The sequence below is a fragment of the Streptomyces sp. DH10 genome (assembly GCF_029813805.1).
GTDB lineage: Bacteria > Actinomycetota > Actinomycetes > Streptomycetales > Streptomycetaceae > Streptomyces > Streptomyces coeruleofuscus.
This window is the reverse complement of sequence record NZ_JARVKU010000003.1, coordinates 1-20,155: the sequence shown is the minus strand read 5'-3', so window position 1 is coordinate 20,155 and position 20,155 is coordinate 1. Positions and strand designations below refer to the sequence as shown.

19 protein-coding genes and 1 rRNA gene are annotated in these 20,155 nt (G+C 71.0%); 5 read left to right on the top strand and 15 right to left on the bottom strand.

Features of this window, described 5'->3' with window-relative positions; all coding sequences use genetic code 11:
- The first annotated feature begins 163 nt into the window (after positions 1-163).
- Complete coding sequence (locus tag QC385_RS06895; RefSeq protein WP_279540385.1) at positions 164-871, top strand: DUF4232 domain-containing protein; 708 nt, start codon at positions 164-166, stop codon at positions 869-871.
- On the opposite strand, the gene hemB is transcribed toward QC385_RS06895, so the two are convergent.
- Complete coding sequence (gene hemB / locus QC385_RS06890; RefSeq protein WP_279540384.1) at positions 865-1,863, bottom strand: porphobilinogen synthase; 999 nt, start codon at positions 1,861-1,863, stop codon at positions 865-867. The genes QC385_RS06895 and hemB overlap by 7 nt on opposite strands.
- A gap of 226 nt (positions 1,864-2,089) precedes the next feature.
- Here hemB and QC385_RS06885 point away from each other — a divergent pair, with 226 nt between their 5' ends.
- Positions 2,090-3,478 carry an FAD-binding oxidoreductase gene (locus tag QC385_RS06885; RefSeq protein ID WP_279540383.1) on the top strand — a complete coding sequence of 463 codons (1,389 nt, stop codon included), beginning with the start codon at positions 2,090-2,092 and terminating at the stop codon, positions 3,476-3,478.
- Between the two features lie 24 nt (positions 3,479-3,502).
- Here the strand turns inward: QC385_RS06885 and QC385_RS06880 are convergent, their stop codons facing one another.
- The 5 genes from QC385_RS06880 to QC385_RS06860 form a co-directional block, all read right to left on the bottom strand.
- Positions 3,503-5,209: a bifunctional uroporphyrinogen-III C-methyltransferase/uroporphyrinogen-III synthase gene (locus QC385_RS06880; protein ID WP_279540382.1), complete on the bottom strand. Its 1,707-nt coding sequence runs from the start codon at positions 5,207-5,209 to the stop codon at positions 3,503-3,505.
- A complete protein-coding gene (gene hemC, locus QC385_RS06875) occupies positions 5,206-6,165 on the bottom strand; it encodes a hydroxymethylbilane synthase (protein ID WP_086852382.1) in 960 nt (319 codons plus the stop codon). Before hemC ends, QC385_RS06880 begins: the two co-directional genes overlap by 4 nt.
- A complete protein-coding gene (locus QC385_RS06870) occupies positions 6,162-7,904 on the bottom strand; it encodes a glutamyl-tRNA reductase (RefSeq protein WP_279540381.1) in 1,743 nt (580 codons plus the stop codon). The genes hemC and QC385_RS06870 overlap by 4 nt, the downstream gene beginning before the upstream one ends.
- On the bottom strand, positions 7,901-8,665 hold the full coding sequence (locus QC385_RS06865) for a redox-sensing transcriptional repressor Rex (RefSeq protein ID WP_279540380.1): 765 nt from the start codon (positions 8,663-8,665) through the stop codon (positions 7,901-7,903). Before QC385_RS06865 ends, QC385_RS06870 begins: the two co-directional genes overlap by 4 nt.
- A gap of 313 nt (positions 8,666-8,978) precedes the next feature.
- Positions 8,979-9,257 carry a glutaredoxin family protein gene (locus QC385_RS06860; RefSeq protein ID WP_279540379.1) on the bottom strand — a complete coding sequence of 93 codons (279 nt, stop codon included), beginning with the start codon at positions 9,255-9,257 and terminating at the stop codon, positions 8,979-8,981.
- Positions 9,258-9,420: 163 nt separating this feature from the next.
- Between QC385_RS06860 and QC385_RS06855 the strand changes: the two genes are divergently transcribed.
- The 3 genes from QC385_RS06855 to QC385_RS06845 all read left to right on the top strand — a co-directional run bounded on the left by QC385_RS06855 (position 9,421) and on the right by QC385_RS06845 (position 12,971).
- A complete protein-coding gene (locus QC385_RS06855; RefSeq protein ID WP_279540378.1) occupies positions 9,421-10,338 on the top strand; it encodes an HAD family hydrolase in 918 nt (305 codons plus the stop codon).
- Between the two features lie 378 nt (positions 10,339-10,716).
- Complete coding sequence (locus tag QC385_RS06850) at positions 10,717-11,487, top strand: ECF subfamily RNA polymerase sigma factor, BldN family (RefSeq protein WP_086852376.1); 771 nt, start codon at positions 10,717-10,719, stop codon at positions 11,485-11,487.
- Between the two features lie 236 nt (positions 11,488-11,723).
- Positions 11,724-12,971 (top strand): DUF5667 domain-containing protein, encoded by a 1,248-nt coding sequence (locus QC385_RS06845; protein WP_279540377.1) that lies wholly within the window; start codon positions 11,724-11,726, stop codon positions 12,969-12,971.
- Between the two features lie 110 nt (positions 12,972-13,081).
- Here QC385_RS06845 and QC385_RS06840 read toward each other — a convergent pair whose 3' ends face one another.
- From QC385_RS06840 to rrf, 9 genes are all read right to left on the bottom strand, one after another.
- Positions 13,082-14,137, bottom strand: a complete 1,056-nt coding sequence (locus tag QC385_RS06840; protein ID WP_279540376.1) for a lysophospholipid acyltransferase family protein — start codon at positions 14,135-14,137, stop codon at positions 13,082-13,084.
- Positions 14,138-14,151: 14 nt separating this feature from the next.
- The gene (locus QC385_RS06835; protein WP_279540375.1) at positions 14,152-15,213 is read right to left on the bottom strand and encodes an NAD-dependent epimerase/dehydratase family protein; all 1,062 of its coding nucleotides are present in this window, start codon (positions 15,211-15,213) and stop codon (positions 14,152-14,154) included.
- A gap of 203 nt (positions 15,214-15,416) precedes the next feature.
- A complete protein-coding gene (locus tag QC385_RS06830; protein ID WP_003948845.1) occupies positions 15,417-15,515 on the bottom strand; it encodes a 30S ribosomal protein bS22 in 99 nt (32 codons plus the stop codon).
- A 156-nt stretch (positions 15,516-15,671) separates the two neighbouring features.
- Entirely contained in the window at positions 15,672-15,884 is a 213-nt protein-coding gene (locus QC385_RS06825; RefSeq protein WP_004984898.1) for a helix-turn-helix domain-containing protein, read from the bottom strand.
- A gap of 129 nt (positions 15,885-16,013) precedes the next feature.
- A complete protein-coding gene (locus tag QC385_RS06820; protein WP_279540374.1) occupies positions 16,014-16,829 on the bottom strand; it encodes a phosphatase in 816 nt (271 codons plus the stop codon).
- Between the two features lie 84 nt (positions 16,830-16,913).
- Positions 16,914-18,086: an acetoin utilization protein AcuC gene (locus QC385_RS06815; RefSeq protein WP_279540373.1), complete on the bottom strand. Its 1,173-nt coding sequence runs from the start codon at positions 18,084-18,086 to the stop codon at positions 16,914-16,916.
- A complete protein-coding gene (locus QC385_RS06810) occupies positions 18,037-19,251 on the bottom strand; it encodes an MFS transporter (protein WP_279540372.1) in 1,215 nt (404 codons plus the stop codon). The genes QC385_RS06815 and QC385_RS06810 overlap by 50 nt, the downstream gene beginning before the upstream one ends.
- Before the next feature lie 75 nt (positions 19,252-19,326).
- A complete protein-coding gene (locus tag QC385_RS06805; protein ID WP_279540371.1) occupies positions 19,327-19,971 on the bottom strand; it encodes an HAD family hydrolase in 645 nt (214 codons plus the stop codon).
- Positions 19,972-20,032: 61 nt separating this feature from the next.
- Positions 20,033-20,149 (bottom strand): 5S ribosomal RNA (gene rrf, locus QC385_RS06800).
- Between the last annotated feature and the right edge of the window lie 6 nt (positions 20,150-20,155).

Below are 20,155 nucleotides of genomic sequence, written 5' to 3'. Positions count from 1 at the left end.
CCTGTGCGGGCGTTCCAGCGTCCCGGATCGTCCGCCGGCTGTGGCGGCCGGGACGGGTCACCGCACAAGCTCTGGTCATCCAAGCACGCCGCTCCCGGCCGACCGGTAGAGCGGCTCGCTCAGGCGTTCTCGTCAACAACGTTTGTCCGAAAGGGAACCACCCATGCGCAAGTACCACGCTCTCCCCGTCGCCCTCCTGGCCGCCCTCGCTCTCACCGCGTGCCAGAACGGCACGGGCACGCAGGACGAGGGCGCAGCCAAGCCGCAGCTGACGGCGACGGCGAGCACCGCGCCCACCGACGCGGCCTCCGACAAGGCGGACGACACGGCTGCCGACACGGCCGCGGTCGCGAAGGCGACGAAGGCCGCGAAGGCGAAGGCCACGAGCGCGAAGGACACGAGCGCGAAGGGCACGAAGCCCGGAACGGCCGCCGCCCCCGCCGCCCGTGTCTCCTGCAACGGCTCCAACACCACCGTCACGGCCAAGCCGGTCCGCCGCCCCGTCAACCACATGCTGATCACGGTCAAGAACACCGGCTCGAAGGCGTGCGACCTCACCTACTACCCGGTGCTGCGCTTCGACGAGATGCAGTGGGTCCCGCAGCCGATCGCGGAGTCCAAGCCGCAGGCCGTGACGACCCTGGCGCCCGGCGAGTCCGGCTACGCGGGCGTGGTGCTGTCGGCGGCCGACGGCAGCGGCTCCGGCGGCACCACCGGCCGCAAGCTCACGGTCGGCTTCCAGGGCCGCACGCCGCACAGCAGCGGCGGCCCCTCGGCGATCCCGCAGCTGCCCTCCGAGGGCGTGTACTACGACAGCTCGCTGACCGTCACGTACTGGCTGCACGACATGGAGCAGGCCCTGTCCTATTGATCCTTGAGCCGCTGGGCCACTTCGGTGGCCCAGTAGGTGAGGACGTTCCGGGCGCCCGCCCGCCGGATACCGGTCAGGCTCTCCATGATCGCGCGGTCCCGGTCGATCCAGCCCTTCTCGGCGGCGGCCTCGATCATCGAGTACTCACCGGAGATCTGGTAGGCGGCGACGGGCACGTCCACGGCGTCCGCGACCCGGGCGACGATGTCCAGGTAGGGCCCCGCGGGCTTGACCATGACCATGTCGGCGCCCTCCTCGAGATCGAGGGCGAGTTCCCGCATGGAGTCCCGTGCGTTCGCGGGATCCTGCTGGTAGGTCTTCCGGTCCCCCTTCAGGGACGAGCCGACGGCCTCCCGGAACGGCCCGTAGAAGGCGGAGGCGTACTTGGCGGTGTAGGCGAGGATGGCGACATCCTCCCGCCCGATCTGATCGAGCGCGTCACGGATGACGCCGATCTGCCCGTCCATCATCCCGCTGGGGCCGACCACATGGGCTCCGGCGTCGGCCTGCACCTGGGCCATCTCGGCGTACCGCTCCAGGGTCGCGTCGTTGTCGACCCGCCCCTGGTCGTCCAGCACTCCGCAGTGCCCGTGATCGGTGGTCTCGTCGAGACAGAGATCGGACATGACGAGCAGGTCGTCACCGACTTCCGATCGCACGTCCCGGATGGCGACCTGGAGAATCCCGTCCGGGTCGGTCCCTGGCGTCCCGAGGGCGTCCTTCTTCGACTCCTCCGGCACGCCGAACAGCATGATCCCGGAGATCCCCGCCGCGACGGCCTCCGCGGCCGCCTTCTTCAGACTGTCCCGGGTGTGCTGCACGACCCCCGGCATGGCCGAGATCGGCACCGGTTCGCTGACGCCCTCCCGCACGAAGGCCGGAAGAATGAGATCGGCAGGGTGCAACCGGGTCTCGGCGACCATCCGACGCATGACGGGATTGCTCCGCAACCGCCGCGGCCGCGTACCGGGAAAAGATCCGTACATCGTCATGCCACCTACGCTACGCCCGCCCAAAACCTCCCGATGCCGACGCGATGTCGGCGCGCTTCAGTGACGCAGCTGCGGGCAGTCGTGCCTCCCCCGGCCCCGCCCCCTGGCCCTCACGATGCGCCCGCCACCCCCCAGGTCCATCCTGAAACAACAAGGACAAGGACCCCGACGGCCCGACACCAACCCGCCGCCGCCGTCCCTCCGTACGCCACCCACGGAGGACGCGATGACCACCCGCCACGACACCCCCGACATCTTCGCCCTCTCGGAAATCCACGGCCCCGTCCTGCGCCCCGGCGACCCCGCCTACGCCGACGAGGTCACCGGCTTCAACCTGGCAGCCCTCCACACCCCCGACGTGGTCGTCGGAGCGACAGCCCCCGACGACATCGTCACCGCCATGCGCTGGGCCAAGGCCACCGGCACCCCCGTCGCCGTCCAGGCCACCGGCCACGGCGCCAACTTCCCCATCGAGAAGGGCCTCCTGATCAACACGGCCCGCATGACCGACGTACGGATAGACCCCACCACCCGCACGGCCACCATCGCCGCGGGCGCGAAGTGGAGCCACGTCATGGCCGCGGCCGCACCGCACGGCCTCGCCGGCCTCAGCGGCACCTCCACGGACGCGGGCGTCATCGGCTACACCCTCGGCGGCGGACTCCCCGTCCTCGGCCGTGCCTACGGCTACGCCGCCGACCTGGTCCGCTCCTTCCAGGTCGTCACCCCGGACGGCCGGCTGCGCGAAGCGGACCCCCAGCACGAGCCGGAACTGTTCTGGGCCCTGCGCGGCGGCAAGGGCAACGTGGGCGTCGTCACCTCACTCGTGACCGAACTGCTCCCGCTCCCCCGCCTCTACGGCGGCGGCATCTACTGCCCGGGCGAGCACACCGAGGCCCTGCTCCGGGCCTGGGCGGACTGGACCCGCACGATCCCGGACGAGATGTGCAGCGCGTTCACGATCCTGCGCCTGCCGCCCATCCCGCAGATCCCGGAGCCCCTGCGCGGCGGCTTCTGGGCCCGCGTGGCGATCGCCTGGCCCGGCCTCCCGGCCGAGGGCGAGGCCCTGATCGCGCCTCTCCGCGCAGCCGCCCCCGTGGCCGTCGACACGGTCGAGGTGATGGACCACGCGGCCCTGGACCGCATCCACATGGAACCGCAGGACCCGCTCCCCGGGAGGGAGTCGTGCCTGCTCCTGCGCGACCTGACGCCCGACGCCATCGGCACGTTCCTGGACCAGGCCGGCCCCGCGGCCGGCGCCGACTTCCCGCTGCTGATGGCCGAGATACGCCACATGGGCGGCGCGATGTCCCGCCCGCCCGCCGTCGAGGACGCCGTCTGCGCCCGCGACGCCCGGTACTTCATCGACTCGGTCGGCATCATGGCCGCGCCCCCCGCCGCCGAGGCCATCGAACAGGCGACGCAGCGGCTCTACACGGCCATGGCCCCCTACGGCACGGGCCGCACCATGGTCAACATCCACGGCACCCCGGGCGACGAACAGGACCGCGCCCGCGCCTGGACCCCGGAGGTCTACGAACGCCTACGCCACGACAAGGCCACCTACGACCCGTCCAACCTGCTCCGCTACGGCCACGCGGTGACCCCCGCGTAGCCGCAGCCGGCACAGTCGGTCCACTTACGTCGTCGAACGCCGCCGCCGAGCCCCCGGCCGCCTCTCGCTCGGCCGCGTCACCGGATCCCCGGCCTCGAGAGCGGCAGCTCTGCGCTTCGCGCCGAAGTCGGCCAGCGCCTCCGCCAGCTTGAGCACGGACGGCTCCGGAGCCATCACGTCCACCCGGAGCCCGTGCTCCTCGGCGGTCTTCGCCGTGGCCGGGCCGATACAGGCGATGACGGTGACGTTGTGCGGCTTGCCGGCGATACCGACCAGGTTCCGCACGGTCGACGACGACGTGAACAGCACGGCGTCGAACCCGCCGCCCTTGATCGCCTCCCGCGTCTCCGCCGGCGGCGGCGAGGCCCGCACGGTCCGGTAGGCCGTGACGTCGTCGACCTCCCAGCCCAGCTCGATCAGCCCGGCGACCAGCGTCTCCGTGGCGATGTCGGCACGCGGCAGGAACACCCGGTCGATGGGGTCGAAGACCGGGTCGTAGGGGGGCCAGTCCTCCAGCAGACCGGCTGCCGACTGTTCCCCGCTCGGCACCAGGTCCGGCTTCACGCCGAAGGCGATCAGCGCCTTGGCCGTCTGCTCGCCCACGGCCGCGACCTTGATGCCCGCGAAGGCACGAGCGTCGAGGCCGTACTCCTCGAACTTCTCCCGCACGGCCTTGACCGCGTTCACCGAGGTGAAGGCGATCCACTCGTAGCGGCCCGTCACCAGGCCCTTGACCGCCCGCTCCATCTGCTGGGGCGTGCGCGGCGGCTCGACGGCGATGGTCGGCACCTCGTGCGGCACGGCCCCGTACGACCGCAGCTGGTCGGAGAGCGACACCGCCTGCTCCTTGGTGCGCGGCACGAGCACCTTCCAGCCGAACAGCGGCTTGGACTCGAACCACGCGAGCTGGTCGCGCTGGGCGGCGGAGGAACGCTCCCCGACCACGGCTATCACCGGTCGGCCGCCCTCGGGCGAGGGCAGCACCTTGGCCTGCTTCAGCGTCTGCGCGATCGTGCCGAGCGTGGCGGTCCAGGTGCGCTGCCGGGTGGTCGTACCGGCGACGGTGACCGTCATCGGGGTGTCCGGCTTGCGGCCCGCGGAGACGAGCTCGCCGGCCGCCGCGGAGACGGAGTCCAGGGTGGTGGACACGACGACCGTGCCGTCCGACGCCCCGACCTCCGTCCAGCACCGGTCCGACGCCGTCCGCGCGTCCACGAACCGCACGTCCGCGCCCTGCGCGTCCCGCAGCGGCACACCGGCGTACGCGGGAACACCGACGGCGCTCGCGATACCGGGGACGACCTCGAAGGGCACCCCGGCGGCGGCGCACGCCAGCATCTCTTCGGCGGCGTACGTGTCGAGCCCGGGGTCCCCGGACACCGCACGCACGACCCGCCTGCCGCCCCGTGCGGCCTCCATGACAAGATGTGCGGCATCCCGCACCGCGGGGGCGGCGACGGCGGTTGACGTGCCGTCAACTACCGTCAGCTGGGGCGCTCCTGTGCCCGGACCCGGCTCCTGGGAAGGATCCGAGTCCGTGTTCACTTCGGAGACCCCCTGCCTGGCGTGCTGACGTACGACGTCGAGCACTTCGTGCTCGGCGACGAGGACGTCCGCGTTCGCCAGCGCCTCGACGGCGCGCAGAGTAAGCAGTCCCGGATCTCCGGGTCCGGCACCCAGGAAGGTGACGTGCCCGTGTTCAGGACCGGCGGAAAGGGTGGTGGGGCTCAATGTGCTCGCTCCCCCATCAGACCGGCCGCGCCCTGGGCGAGCATCTCGGCCGCGAGTTCGCGACCGAGCGCCATTGCCCCGTCGTGCGTCTCGGGCACGGGACCGGTGGTGGACAGCTGCACCATCCGCGTGCCGTCGGTGGTCCCGACGACGCCGCGCAGGCGCATTTCCTTGACAATCTGCCCGTCGGCCAAAAGGTCGGCCAGCGCGCCCACAGGGGCGCTGCACCCGGCCTCCAGGGCGGCGAGCAGTGACCGCTCGGCCGTTACGGCGACCCGCGTGAACGGGTCGTCGAGTTCGGCGAGCGCGGCGACGAGGTCCGCGTTGCCCGCGGCACACTCGATCGCCAGTGCCCCCTGGCCGGGGGCGGGCAAAACCGTGTCGACCGACAGGAAGTCGGTCACTTCGTCACCCCGGCCGATCCGGTTCAGTCCGGCGGCGGCCAGCACGACGGCGTCGAGCTCACCGGACCGTACGTATCCGATCCGGGTGTCGACGTTGCCGCGGATCGGGACCGTCGCTATGTCCAGGCCGTGGCTGCGCGCGTACGCGTTGAGCTGGGCCATGCGGCGCGGCGAACCGGTACCGATGCGGGCCCCGCTCGGCAGGTCGGTGAACTTCAGCGCGTCCCGGGCGACGATCACGTCCCGCGGGTCCTCCCGCGCGGGAACGGCGGCCACCACCAGCTCATCGGGCTGCGTGGTCGGCAGGTCCTTCAGCGAGTGCACCGCGAAGTCGACCTCGCCCTTGAGCAGCGCGTCGCGCAGGGCGGTCACGAACACACCCGTGCCGCCGATCTGGGCGAGCGCCTCGCGCGAGACGTCGCCGTACGTGGTGATCTCGACGAGCTCCACGGGCCGCCCGGTCACCCGGCTCACGGCCTCGGCCACCTGCCCGGACTGGGCCATGGCGAGCCTGCTCCGCCGGGTACCGAGCCTCAGCGCCTTGTCGTTCATGCCGGCCCTCGGTCTTTCTCTGTGCTGTCCTCGGCCCGGGAGACGGCGGCAACCGTCTCCGGATCGAGGTCGAACAGGGTCCGCAGCGCGTCCGCGTACCCGGCGCCGCCGGGCTCGGCCGCGAGTTGCTTGACCCGTACGGTCGGCGCGTGCAGCAGCTTGTCCACCACGCGCCGCACGGTCTGGGTGATCTCCGCGCGGTGCTTGTCGTCGAGGCCGGGAAGCCGTCCGTCCAGGCGGGCGATCTCGCTGGCCACGACATCGGCGGCCATGGTGCGCAGGGCGACCACGGTCGGCGTGATGTGCGCGGCCCGCAGTGCTGCCCCGAAGGCCGCGACCTCGTCGGAGACGATACGCCGGACCTGGTCCACATCGGCAGCCATCGGAGCGCCCGCGGAGGCCTCCGCCAGCGACTCGATGTCCACCAGCCGCACACCGGCCAGCCGGTGCGCGGCCGCGTCTATGTCGCGCGGCATCGCCAGGTCGAGCAGGAAGAGCACGGGCTGGGGCCGCGGCGGCTCGTCGGCCGGCTCGGGCCTGCGCCGCTCGGGGATGCGGCCGACGGTGGCCACAGTCGCGGCGAGCGCGGCGATGGCGTCGGCGTCCGTCGTGGGGTCGAGCGGGCCGGCCGTTCCCGGCCTGGCCGCGCGCTGGGCGCCGCCCACCGTGCCGTTGTCCACCCATGCCGCGTGCTGCTCCAGGTCGGCGGCGGCCATACCGGCCACGGCCGCCTCGCCGAGTACGGAGAACCCGGCGGTGCCCTGCACCGCGGGCAGGTCCAGCGGGCAGCCGTCCTCGCCGCCGAGGCCGGTGGCGGGCAGGTTGCCCCGCTCGGTGCCCGTGGCCGCCGTCGGGCCATCGTCCGGGGCGGGGGTTCCGTCGGCCGACGGTGCGGCCGTACGGCCCTCCACCGCGGCGGCGACCGACTCGGCCGTCATGACCAGGCCCGTCGCGCCGGTGCAGGAGACGGCGACGTCGGCACGTGTCAGCTCGAACGGCACCGACTCCATCGGGACCGCGCGGGCCAGCACGTCCGTGTCGTCGCCCTCGGCGAGGATCTGCGCGAGGCGCTCGGCGCGGTCGAAGGTGCGGTTGGCGACGACGACCTCGGCGACCCCGGCACGCGCGAGCGTCGCGGCGGCCAGGGAGGACATCGAGCCGGCGCCGATGACCAGGGCCTTCTTGCCGCGGGCCCAGGTCTCCACATCCCCGCCCGCGGCCAGCTGCTCCAGGCCGAAGGTGACCAGGGACTGGCCGGCGCGGTCGATGCCGGTCTCGGAGTGGGCGCGCTTGCCGACCCTCAGGGCCTGCTGGAAGAGGTCGTTCAGCAGCCGGCCGGCGGAGTTCAGCTCCTGCGCGCGGGCCAGGGAGTCCTTGATCTGGCCGAGGATCTGCCCCTCGCCGACGACCATCGAGTCCAGCCCGCAGGCCACCGAGAACAGGTGGTGGACGGCCCGGTCCTCGTAGTGCACGTAGAGATAGGGAGTGAGCTCCTCCAGGCCGACCCCGCTGTGCTGGGCGAGCAGCGTGGACAGCTCGGCGACACCGGCGTGGAACTTGTCCACGTCGGCGTAGAGCTCGATGCGGTTGCAGGTGGCGAGCACCGCGGCCTCGGCGGCCGGTTCGGCGGCGACGGTGTCCTGGAGCAGCTTGACCTGCGCGTCCGTGGTGAGCGAGGCCCGCTCCAGCACGCTGACCGGGGCGCTGCGGTGGCTGAGTCCGACGACGAGGAGGCTCATGCCGGCATCACGGCGGGCATGTCCCCGTCGGGCCCCTGGTCGGCGGAGTCACGGCGCGCGGCGGCGGCCGGAACGCCGCCGTCGGAGGCGGCGGCCTCCTCACCGGCCTTGCGCTGCTCGTGGAAGGCGAGGATCTGCAACTCGATGGAGAGGTCGACCTTGCGCACGTCGACGCCGTCGGGGACGGACAGCACGGTCGGCGCGAAGTTCAGGATGGAGGTGACACCGGCGGCCACGAGCCGGTCGCAGACCTGCTGGGCGGCACCGGCGGGGGTGGCGATGACACCGATCGACACGCCGTTGTCCTGGATGATCTTCTCCAGGTCGTCGGAGTGCTGCACGGGGATCCCGGCGACGGGCTTGCCCGCCATGGCCGGGTCGGCGTCGATCAGCGCGGCGACCCGGAAGCCGCGGGAGGCGAACCCGCCGTAGTTGGCGAGGGCGGCGCCGAGGTTACCGATACCGACGATCACGACGGGCCAGTCCTGGGTGAGGCCCAGCTCGCGGGAGATCTGGTAGACGAGATACTCGACGTCGTAGCCGACGCCCCGGGTCCCGTAGGAGCCGAGGTAGGAGAAGTCCTTGCGCAGCTTCGCGGAGTTGACTCCCGCCGCGGCCGCGAGCTCCTCGGAGGAGACCGTGGGCACCGAGCGTTCCGACAGCGCGGTCAGAGCGCGGAGGTACAGCGGAAGCCGGGCGACGGTGGCCTCGGGAATCCCTCGGCTGCGGGTCGCCGGTCGGTGAGTTCGGCCAGTTGCCACGGTGCTCCTGCGGGTAGAGCGGGGCTGTAGGCGGTCATACGTCCCTACATGACCGCCCCGTCGAAAGCAGGCTATGTCTTTGTGAACGCGTGCACAAAGATGGTGTCCGATTTGCCCGGCCAACGTGACCGGGGTCACGCGCCCCCGGCGCACTCGTGGGGAACCGGCGCGCTCGCACCACTGTTCCTCTACTTCTGGGGGCAAAACCGCACACACTCCTCTGTGTATCCCGCCCCCGAGACCAGCCGCCGTCGATCCTAAGCGACGTTCCGGCCTCTTTGGACTGCTCGGTCAGTTGCGGGACCGGCCGGGATCAGTCGGTCAGCGCCTTGCGCAGGCGGTCCTCGTTCACCCGCCAGAACGTGTGCTGCCTGCCGTCCACCAGCACGACCGGGATCTGTTCCCAGTACTGGTCGTGCAGTTCCCGGTTCTCGGTGATGTCCTTCTGCTCCCAGGGGACTCCCAGATCACCGCACACCTTCTCCACAACGACCTGTGCGTCATCACACAGATGACAGCCGGGCTTGCGGATCAGGGTGACGAGCCGGTCCCGAGGGGGCCTGCGACGGAAGAGGGGACTCATGCCGGCCATTGTCGCGCGCCGGCGAACAAGGGGAACCCCCGCGAACGCGCCCAACGGACACGCCGGCCATGCCCGTCCCGGGCGACCTCTGTAACGACACACTCGCCGAGAGTTCACACGCTCCAAACCTCTCGACTCCGGAACCCCCGAACAAACTGGCTATGCTCACGCCATGGCCGCTCTCGGATGGCTCACTCCCCGTAGGCGCTCCGCCACGGCGAGGAGCGTTTTGGCAGGCGAGGCCTCGGCGGAGGCTGCCCGCAAGTCCTCACAGGAGGCCGCCGGCACGACCGAGGAACCGCAGTTCCCGGTCCACGGCGACGACCAGGCCGCCGCCTTCTTCGACCTGGACAACACCGTCATGCAGGGCGCCGCCCTCTTCCACTTCGGACGGGGCCTGTACAAGCGGAAGTTCTTCGAGACGCGTGAGCTGGCCCGGTTCGCCTGGCAGCAGGCGTGGTTCCGGCTGGCCGGGGTCGAGGACCCCGAGCACATGCAGGAGGCCCGCGACTCGGCCCTGTCGATCGTCAAGGGCCACCGCGTCGCCGAGCTCCAGACCATCGGCGAGGAGATCTACGACGAGTACATGGCCGAGCGCATCTGGCCCGGCACCCGCGCCCTGGCCCAGGCCCACCTGGACGCGGGCCAGAAGGTCTGGCTCGTCACGGCGGCCCCCGTCGAGATCGCCCAGGTCATCGCCCGCCGCCTGGGCCTGACCGGCGCCCTGGGCACGGTCGCCGAGTCGGTCGACGGCGTCTACACGGGCAAGCTGGTCGGCGAACCGCTGCACGGCCCCGCGAAGGCCGAGGCGGTCCGCGCGCTGGCCGCGGCCGAGGGCCTGGACCTGACCCGCTGCGCCGCCTACAGCGACTCGCACAACGACATCCCGATGCTGTCCCTGGTCGGCCACCCCTACGCCATCAACCCGGACTCCAAGCTGCGCAAGCACGCCCGTCGGCTGGACTGGCGCCTGCGCGACTACCGCACCGGCCGCAAGGCGGCCAAGGTCGGCATCCCGGCCGCGGCCGGCGTGGGCGCGGTGGCCGGCGGCACGGCGGCGGCGATCGCCCTGCACCGCCGTCGCCGCTGACGGCTGATCACCCGACGGCCGATCAGCCAAAGACCGATCAATCCGTGGCACCTTCGTTTACCGGATGACAAACGCCGTAAATCCAACTGGCGTACCCCCACAACCTCGTATCCAGTCCTCTTGGCTGCACACGGCCACAACACGCCCTGGACTCAGCCTCAATCCGAACCGATTCGATCAACAACCGTGCATTCTCCGGCACTTGATGCGGCGTCAATCGGTTACCGAAGCGACGTAATCGATGATTTGAGCAACTCGGTGTAGCAGGGCCTACACGAAGCGTTATTCTCCTCAGACGCAAACCGGTGCCCCTCCGTCGCTACGACGGGTGAAAGGTCCCGCACTGCACGTGATGGAAGCTCTGCCTCTGGGAGTCCCGTGTACCCACACGTCGGGGTTGACGCCTCGGGCCTGGCTACGCTGCGCGCAACGGTCCTCGACCTGTTGCGCGGCTTCGTCCCCACCGCGTACGCCGGCCCCGCATTCGCCACCGCCGCGCCCGTAGGCCCGTGCTATGCACTGGCCGACGGCAGCGCCGCGGTCGGCAGACGAGGGCGCCCGTCCGGCGCGGCCACCGCCCGACGGCCGGCGGCGGACAGCGACAGCGCCCGCATGATGGACCTCGTGGAGCGCGCCCAGGCCGGCGAGTCCGACGCCTTCGGCCGCCTCTACGACCAATACAGCGACACCGTCTACCGGTACATCTACTACCGGGTCGGAGGAAAGGCGACTGCCGAGGACCTCACGAGTGAGACCTTTCTGCGCGCCCTGCGGCGCATCGGGACCTTCACCTGGCAGGGGCGCGACTTCGGCGCCTGGCTGGTGACGATCGCCCGGAACCTCGTGGCGGACCACTTCAAGTCCAGCCGCTTCCGCCTCGAGGTCACCACCGGCGAGATGCTCGACGCCAACGAGGTCGAGCGCTCCCCCGAGGACTCCGTCCTGGAGTCCCTCTCCAACGCCGCCCTGCTCGACGCGGTGCGGCGACTCAACCCCCAGCAGCAGGAGTGCGTGACACTCCGCTTCCTCCAGGGCCTCTCCGTCGCCGAGACCGCCCGCGTCATGGGCAAGAACGAGGGCGCCATCAAGACCCTCCAGTACCGGGCCGTCCGCACCCTCGCCCGGCTCCTCCCGGAAGACGCCCGCTGACCGGGCCGTACGCTCGGCGACGGTCAACTCACTTTCCGTGAAAGTCCGTTGACTTCGGCATCCGGTCATCCGGCGTCCGTAACCCAAGTGCCGCGCCACTCGTTGTGCGGGATGCAGGCTCCCTGTGGTCACCCCCTGACCGGCTCCGATCACCCGATCGTGTGGTCGTGGTCAGGGTGTGCAACCCTCAGGACCCCCTGGGGAGTCGACCGTCATGACGAGAGGAGGTGCCGCCAGTGATCGCGAACGTATCGGCGCACCGGCGGGCGAACGCCTTCGCCCAGGCCCTTCAGGAGCAGTCCGAGCAGGGCACGGCGGCCGAGCAGACCGAAGGATCGGCACCGACCCCGGCCGCCGCGGAGCGGACCGAACAGGCACGCCTGCTGGCGCTCGCCTCCGGTCTCGACGCGCTGCCCAAGCCGGAGCTCGACCCGGAGGTCAAGGTCGTCCAGCGGGCCCAGCTGGTGGCCGCGTTCGAGGCCATGCTCCAGGAGGGCACCGCGGGAGGCGGGGCGACGGACAGCGCAGTCCCCGAACAGCGCTCCACCCGGGCCCGTGGCGCCCACCGCGCGAGCCCGCTGAAGAAGCTCCGGCCGCGGTCCCGCCTCGCCAAGGGCCTCACCGCGGGCGGGCTCAGCGTCGGCGTGGCCGCGAGCGCCTTCGGCGGAGTCGCCGCAGCCAGTTCCGACGCCCTGCCCGGCGATTCGCTCTACGGCCTCAAGCGCGGCATCGAGGACGTGAAACTCGGCCTCGCCGACGGAGTCGACGAGCGCGGCCGGGTCTATCTCGACCACGCCTCCACCCGGCTCAGCGAAGCCCGCCGCCTGATGGAGCGGGGCCGCAGCGGCCCGCTGGACCACGAATCCCTGGGCGAGATCCGCCGTGCCCTGTCCGGCATGCGGCACGACGCGTCGGAAGGCCACCGGCTGCTGAGCGAGGCGTACGAGCGCGATCCGGACTCCCTGGAGCCCATCCAGGCCCTGTCCGCGTTCTCCCGCTCCCACCGTGAGGCCTGGGGCGAACTGCGCGAGAGGCTCCCCGTGCAGCTCGGGGACGTCAGCGAGCAGGTGTCGTCGGTGTTCGACGCCATAGAGGAGGACGTCGCGCCGCTGCGGTCCCTGCTGCCCGAGCCCCCGGCCCACAGCGGCGGTGAAGGCAACCGGCAGGGCGCCTCCGAGTCGGCCTCCAGCGGCTCCTCGGCCACCGACCGGTCGGCCCGGCCCAGCGACAGCGGCCGCGGGCCCTCCGACAAGGGCAGCGCCGGCTCCGGCAGCCCCAGCCGCTCGGCCGGCTCCGGCAGCGACAGCGACGGCCTGCTCGGCGGCAACACCGGCGGCCTGCTCGACCCGCCGCAGGACAGCGACGCGAGCACCTCGCCGTCGGCGGAAGGCGACACGCCCGTCCCCGAGCCGGACGTGACACTCCCGCCGCTCCTGCCCGACCTGCTGCCCGGGCTGGGCATCGACGGCGAGGACGCCGACTAGCCGGCGGTACGACAGTGGGGGCGCTCCCCGGAAGGAGCGCCCCCATCGTCGTAGGCACGACCGCATTCGTACGCACCGCAGTCGTACGCGCTGCCTCAGAAGAAGACCGATCAGAAGAAGACCGACCGGCGCTGCACCAGCAGCTTGTACAGGGTGTGCTGGATCTGCTCCCTGACCTGGTCGGTCAGGTTGAACATCAGCATCGGGTCCTCGGCGGCCTCCGGCGGATAACCGTCCGTGGGGATCGGCTCGCCGAACTGGATCGTCCACTTGGTCGGCAGCGGAACCGCCCCGAGCGGGCCGAGCCACGGGAACGTGGGCGTGATCGGGAAGTACGGGAAACCCAGCAGCCGGGCGACCGTCTTGGCGTTGCCGATCATCGGGTAGATCTCCTCTGCCCCGACGATCGAGCAGGGCACGATCGGCGTCCCCGCGCGCAGGGCGGTCGAGACGAAACCGCCGCGGCCGAAGCGCTGGAGCTTGTAGCGGTCCGCGAAGGGCTTCCCGAGGCCCTTGAAGCCTTCCGGCATCACCCCGACCAGTTCACCCTGCTCCAGCAGCCGGGACGCGTCCTCGGCACAGGCCAGGGTGTGACCGAGCTTGCGGGCCAGCTCGTTGACCACCGGCAGCATGAAGACCAGGTCCGCCGCGAGCAGCCGCAGATGCCGGCCCGCCGGGTGGTTGTCGTGCACGGCGACCTGCAACATCAGGCCGTCCATCGGCAGCGTCCCGGAGTGGTTGGCGACGATCAGGGCGCCACCCTCGGACGGGATGTTCTCGACGCCCTTCACCTCCACCCGGAAGTACTTCTCGTACAGCGGGCGCAGCAGGGACATCAGGACCTGGTCGGTCAGTTCCTCGTCGTAGCCGAAGTCGTCGACCTCGTAGTCCCCGGTGAGGCGGCGGCGCAGGAAGGCCAGGCCGCCCGCGATACGCCGCTCCAGGCTACCCTCGCCGCCCTGGGGGCCCTCCGGCGCTTGTTCCTCAGACGTCACAGGAACATCATCCTGCGGAACAGCCCTGGTGGGCAGGGGCTGCACCTCACGGACCGGCACGGACTCCGTGCTCGGGCGCCGGTTCCCCGTGCTCCGGCGCCGCTGCGGACGCTGCACGGCGCCCCCGCGGGACCGGTCGTCGTCGAACGGAATGACCTTGGCATCCGCCATCGTTGATGCGCTCCTCAGTTGGCGCTCTGCGTCGGGGAGTGGCCGCCGCCCGCGAGGGGCAGCGCGGCGACCCGGTCCACGGCCCCCGCCACGGCCTCCGGCGGTAGAAGTCCGGGACCCTGGCTGCGTGCGAAGTCCGCGAACGTCTCCGCGGTCGTGTACTTGGGCTGGAATCCCAGCGTCTCGCGCATCTGGCCCGTGGCCACGACCCGGCCGTGGGTGAGAAGCCGGATCTGCTCGGGCGAGAAGTCCGACATGCCCAGCGTACGCACCAGCGAGCCCGCCCAGGTGACGGCCGGGAGCAGCAGGGGCACGGTGGGGCGTCCGAGGCGCCGGGAGCACTGCGAGAGCAGCAGCACGCCGTCGCCGGCGATGTTGAAGGTGCCGCTGTTGAGCGTGCCCCGCCGCGGCTCGTGCGAGGCGATCCGCAGCACCTCAATCACGTCGTCCTCGTGGACGAACTGAAGCCGCGGGTCGTAGCCGAACACGGTCGGCAGGACCGGCAGCGAGAAGTACGAGGCGAGCGGCGTGTCCGCGGTCGGGCCGAGGATGTTGGCGAACCGCAGCACGCAGACCGCCACGTCGGGCCGGCGGCGCGCGAAGCCTCGCACGTAACCCTCGACCTCCACCGTGTCCTTGGCGAAGCCACCGCTGGGCAGGGACTTGGGCGGGGTCGTCTCGGTGAAGACGGCCGGGTCGCGGGGCGCGGAGCCGTAGACGTTCGTGCTGGACTTCACGACCAGCCGCCGCACGTTCGGGGACTTCTGGCAGGCACCGAGCAGCTGCATGGTGCCGATGACGTTGGTCTCCTTCAGGGAGGCCCGGTTGCCGCTGCCCAGCGGCGTGCCCGTCACGTCCAGGTGGACGATCGTGTCGGCGCCCGTCTCGGCGAGCACCCGCGCGATCCCGGGCTGCCGGATGTCGGCCTGGACGAAGTCCGCGCCGCCCAGATGGTGCTCGGGCGGCACCGCGTCCACGGCGACGACCCGGTCCACCTCGGGGTCACGCTGGATCCGCCGTACGAACCGGCCCCCCAGCGGGCGGGCCACTCCGGTCACGAGCACGACCTTGCCCAAGATCAGCGCCTTCCTTCCAGAAAACCTCTTGCCCCGCCGCGTTCCCCCGTGGGGCCAACTTAGCGGGTCGGCGTTGCGCTGTGATGACCGCCCGATGCGCGAAGTGACGACAAGCAGCCGGACGTACGAGCCGGAACACATGTGGCCCCCCACCAGTGGGTGGGGGGCCACAGCAACGCTCTCGCGGCGTCCGCGTCGCGAACTTACTTCTTGTTGCGACGCTGAACGCGCGTGCGCTTGAGCAGCTTGCGGTGCTTCTTCTTGGCCATCCGCTTGCGCCGCTTCTTGATAACAGAGCCCACGACTACCCTCGCTCACTTCTCATCACTCGGTTGTTTGGGCGCCATGGGCCCACACGACCTACGAGGGGCTAGCCTACCCGCCCGAGCGCTGAGGTCGTAATCGAGGAGGCCAGGGTGATCCCGAGTGCCCTGTGAGGGACCACCCCGCCTCAGTCGTCAGGCGGTTTCCACCCCCACATAACTCTCGCGGAGGTACTCGTGAACCGCTTGCTCCGGGACGCGGAAGGACCGCCCCACACGGATCGCGGGCAGATGACCGCTGTGCACCAGCCGGTACACGGTCATCTTCGACACTCGCATCACCGAGGCGACTTCCGCCACGGTAAGGAACTGAACCTCGTTCAGAGGCCTCTCGCCAGCTGCAGCCATGACACACCTGAACCTTCCGCACTCGACGGCCACCGGCTTCCCCTTCCGGTGACTCTTCGTCGCTGCGTGCTCACTCCCCAATGTAGGGGCGGGTGATGCGAGTGGGGAAGAGGTGCACCCATCGGCGGCCTACTGTGACAGACACGCCCGATTGAGTACGTAGCGGGTAAGCGGCAGGTAGTAATCAGACCGCACTCCGTCATCAAGTGGAACGACGACGGAGACGGACCCCTCGGCCTCACCGACGAACAGGGCGGGGTCGTCCGTATCCGCCGGCCCGATGGCCTCGAACCCCAGCTGACCTGCTCCGCAGACCCACCCGTGATCCCCGATGACCAGCTCCGGAAGGGGCCCGCCGGCCTCCGCGGCAGCGGCCAACACGGTACGAACCGGGAGAGGTGAGTGCGTATGTGCGCCGGGCTCACAACCGGGGCGTTCCCCGTCGGATCCCCGCACCAGCGCGACTCCTCGTACGTAGTCGAGGTTGTACGTGCGTAGGCCGAACCGGGTCGTTATGTCGACACAGCGACCCTGCGCGGGGGTGAGAACCTCACACCCCGCCGCCGACAGCGCGTCTGCCAGAGCGGCGTAGAAACCGAGCAGCCGGTGGGGGTGCCCGGTGCAGAGGAGCACGGGTGCGCTCCGCCGGGCGGCCTCGGCGAGGCGCTCCGCGAAGGCGTCCAGCGCGGCCAGGGTGCGCCCCGGATCGATCACGTCCTGGCCGGAAGTCCGACGGGAATCGGCCGAAATCCCGCACCTGTCCGCCATCAGCTCGACCAAATCCCGCTGGCTCCACGCCCCTTCGGGATCGAGACCGAGGAGCACCCGGGGGTCCCGGGCGGCGAACAGCCGGTAACTCCGCAGGCTCTCCTCACGAGGCGTGGCCACGGTCCCGGCGAGGCGCGCGCCCACCAGGTGCGCACGAAGGGCTTCGGGGGTCAGCACGAGGAGATCGTGCGCGACAGGCGCCCCACGTGTCCCGGGAACCGGCGAACACCGCACGGTCGGCCTACGAGGAGGCCCACCCGGTCAGGCCAGCAGCCCCCGCAGCGGGAACACCGCCCGCCGAGCCGCCAGCACCGCCTGGTCCAGCCGGTCGGCGGGGTCGTAGCCCTCCTCCCAGCCGGGGAAGGCCACGGGCCAGCGTCCGTCCGTCATCCGCGCCGGGGCCAACTGCCGGGTCCGGGCGAACGCTTCCTGCCGCCAGCCCTCGGGGATCACCGCCTCGGGCTCCACGGCCCGGCCCGCCGCGATCCCGACCAGATGCGTCCACGACCGCGGCACGACGTCCACCACGGCGTAGCCTCCCCCGCCCAGCGCCACCCACCGCCCGTCGGCGTAGTCGTGCGCCAGGTCGTGACAGGCCACCTGCACCGCCCGCTGCGCGTCCAGCGACACCGCCAGGTGCGCCAGCGGATCCTCGAAGTGCGTGTCGGCCCCGTGCTGCGTCACCAGCACCTGCGGCCGGAAGTCCGCGATCAGCTCCGGCACGACCGCGTGGAACGCCCTCAGCCACCCGGCGTCCCCGGTCCCGGCCGGCAGCGCGACGTTCACCGCCGAGCCCTCCGCCGAGTCCGCCCCGGTCTCCTCCGGCCAGCCGGTCTGCGGGAACAGCGTCCGGGGATGCTCGTGCAGCGAGATCGTCAGCACCCGCGGGTCCTCCCAGAACGCCGCCTGCACCCCGTCCCCGTGATGCACGTCGACGTCGATGTACGCCACCCGCTCGGCCCCGAGCTCCAGCAGCCGGGCGATCGCCAGCGACGCGTCGTTGTAGATGCAGAACCCCGACGCCCCGCCCGGCATCGCGTGGTGCAGCCCGCCCGCGAAGTTCACCGCATGCAGCGCGTCACCGCGCCACACGGCCTCCGCCGCCCCCACCGACTGCCCGGCGATCAGCGCCGACACCTCGTGCATCCCGGCGAACGCCGGATCGTCCATGGTCCCCAGCCCGTACGACTGGTCCGCCGCCCCCGGCTCCGCCGACGCGGCCTTCACCGCCTCGATGTAGTCCTCCCGGTGGACGAGCCGCAGCGTCGACTCCCCGGCCGCCTTCGCGGCGACCACCTCCACCTCCCGGTCCAGCCCGAAGGCACCGACCAGTCCCCGGGTCAGGGCGAGCCGGACCGGGTCCATCGGATGCCCGGGACCAAAGTCATAGCCCGTTACTGCCTCGTCCCACATCAGCTGTGCGCGGCCGCTCATGTCCGCCACCGTATCGGTCCGGTTGAGGCGCGAACGACCGGGCGTACACCAGCGTCACCAGCACCAACACCATCGGCACAACCATGGCCCCGCGGTAGCTCCACGCGTCCCCGAGCGCCCCGACCAACGGCGAACCGATCAAAAACCCCACATAGTTGAAGACATTCAGCCGTGCCACGGCCGCATCCGAAGCCCCGGGGAACAACCTGCCGGCCGCCGCGAACGTCTGCGGCACCAGCACACACAGCCCGAGCCCCAGCAGCGTGAACCCCAGCATCCCCACCCACGCCCCGGGCGCCACCGCCACCACGGCGAACCCACCCGCCGCCACCAGCGCCCCGCCCCGCACGACCGAGACGGCCCCGAACCGCCGCACCCCGAGGTCCCCGATCGCCCGCCCCAGCAGCGTGGTGACCATGTACACGTTGTACGGCACGGTCGCCATCTGCTCCGACGACCCGAGCACGTCCTTCAGATACTTCGCGCTCCAGTTGGAGACCGTGGAGTCCCCGATGTACGCCACGGTCATCACCAGACACAACGGCAACAGCCACTTGAAGACGACGACCTGGCCCTCGCCCGCCTTCCCCTCCACCGCCTGCGCCGCCTCGTCGTCGACGTACCACCGGCTCCCCACCAGCACCGCCGGCAGCAGTACCGCCACGACCGGCAAGTACGACACCCACAAGGCCAGATCCCAGCGCGCCCCCACCCACGCCAGCGAGGCCCCCGCGATCCCGCCCAGGCTGTAGGCCGCGTGGAAACCGAGCATGATGCTGCGCCCGTACGACCGCTGAAGGCTCACCCCGAGCATGTTCATCGACGCGTCCAGCACCCCGACGGCGAGCCCGAACGCCGCGAGCGCGACGCCCAGTTCCACCATCCGCTCCCCGGCCCCGACCCCGAGCAGCGCCAGCAGCACCACGGGCTGCGACCACCGCAGCAGCATGCTCGGCCGCACCCGCTTCACCAGCCGCTCGGTGGTCACGCTCCCGACCCCGGCGAGGATCGGCACGGCGGCCAAGAAGGCGGGCAGCAGCGCGTCGGAAACCCCGTACCGGTCCTGGATGGCAGGAATCCGCGTCACGAGCAGAGCGAAGGCGACCCCCTGCACCAAGAAGCTGAACGCCAACGAGGCCCTGCCGCGCCGCAGCACATCAGTCATGGCGGCGAGCGTAGGGCCCCGGCTTACCCGTGGGTAGATCCAGCCAAAGATGAATTTGACTCAGCTTCTACGTCCTCACAGGAGCAGCTCGGTCAGTTCCCGCATGTCGGAGAAGTACCGCCCGGCCCCGGCCAGCCTCTCCGCCGGCGTCATGGCGGTGAACCCGTACACGTCCATCCCCGCAGCAACCGCCGCCCGCACCCCCAGCGGACTGTCCTCGACGACGACACAGCGCTCCGGAGCGACCCCCATCCGCTCGGCCGCGTACAGGAACAGATCGGGAGCCGGCTTTCCCCTCCCCACATCCTGCGAGCTGAAGATCCGCCCCTCGTCGAACCACCGATCGAGCCCGGTGGTCCGATGCCCCACCCGGATCCGCTCATGACTCCCGGACGACGCCACGCAGTACGGCACGGAGTCGGCGGCAAGCTTCTGAAGGACCTCCTCGACGCCGGCCACCGCCTTCAAGTCCCGCTCGAAGGCCGCGAAGACCCGGGCGTGGAACACGTCGTCGAAGTCCACGGGCAACCGCCGCCCGGTCCGCTCCTCCACCAGATCGTGCACCCGGTGCATGGCGGAACCCATGTAATCCCGGACGGAGTCCTCGTACGACGTGGGGTGCCCCAACTCGGTGAGGTAGGCGGCCAGGAGCCGGTTGGAGATGGGCTCGCTGTCGACGAGGACACCGTCATTATCGAAGATCACGAGGTCATAGCGCATGACTCGACCCTAAACGCAGAAAACCCCCGCATCCGAAGATGCGGGGGTTTTCCAAAGAATTGTTCGGCGGCGTCCTACTCTCCCACAGGGTCCCCCCTGCAGTACCATCGGCGCTGTAAGGCTTAGCTTCCGGGTTCGGAATGTAACCGGGCGTTTCCCCTACGCTATAACCACCGAAACACTA

Coding starts and splice junctions, on each gene's coding strand:
- QC385_RS06895 (WP_279540385.1), top strand. CDS start 164: ATGCGCAAGTACCACGCTCTCCCCGTCGCCCTCCTGGCCGCCCTCGCT.
- hemB (WP_279540384.1), bottom strand. CDS start 1,863: ATGACGATGTACGGATCTTTTCCCGGTACGCGGCCGCGGCGGTTGCGG.
- QC385_RS06885 (WP_279540383.1), top strand. CDS start 2,090: ATGACCACCCGCCACGACACCCCCGACATCTTCGCCCTCTCGGAAATC.
- hemC (WP_086852382.1), bottom strand. CDS start 6,165: ATGAACGACAAGGCGCTGAGGCTCGGTACCCGGCGGAGCAGGCTCGCC.
- QC385_RS06870 (WP_279540381.1), bottom strand. CDS start 7,904: ATGAGCCTCCTCGTCGTCGGACTCAGCCACCGCAGCGCCCCGGTCAGC.
- QC385_RS06860 (WP_279540379.1), bottom strand. CDS start 9,257: ATGGCCGGCATGAGTCCCCTCTTCCGTCGCAGGCCCCCTCGGGACCGG.
- QC385_RS06855 (WP_279540378.1), top strand. CDS start 9,421: ATGGCCGCTCTCGGATGGCTCACTCCCCGTAGGCGCTCCGCCACGGCG.
- QC385_RS06840 (WP_279540376.1), bottom strand. CDS start 14,137: ATGGCGGATGCCAAGGTCATTCCGTTCGACGACGACCGGTCCCGCGGG.
- QC385_RS06825 (WP_004984898.1), bottom strand. CDS start 15,884: ATGGCTGCAGCTGGCGAGAGGCCTCTGAACGAGGTTCAGTTCCTTACC.
- QC385_RS06815 (WP_279540373.1), bottom strand. CDS start 18,086: ATGAGCGGCCGCGCACAGCTGATGTGGGACGAGGCAGTAACGGGCTAT.
- QC385_RS06810 (WP_279540372.1), bottom strand. CDS start 19,251: ATGACTGATGTGCTGCGGCGCGGCAGGGCCTCGTTGGCGTTCAGCTTC.
- QC385_RS06805 (WP_279540371.1), bottom strand. CDS start 19,971: ATGCGCTATGACCTCGTGATCTTCGATAATGACGGTGTCCTCGTCGAC.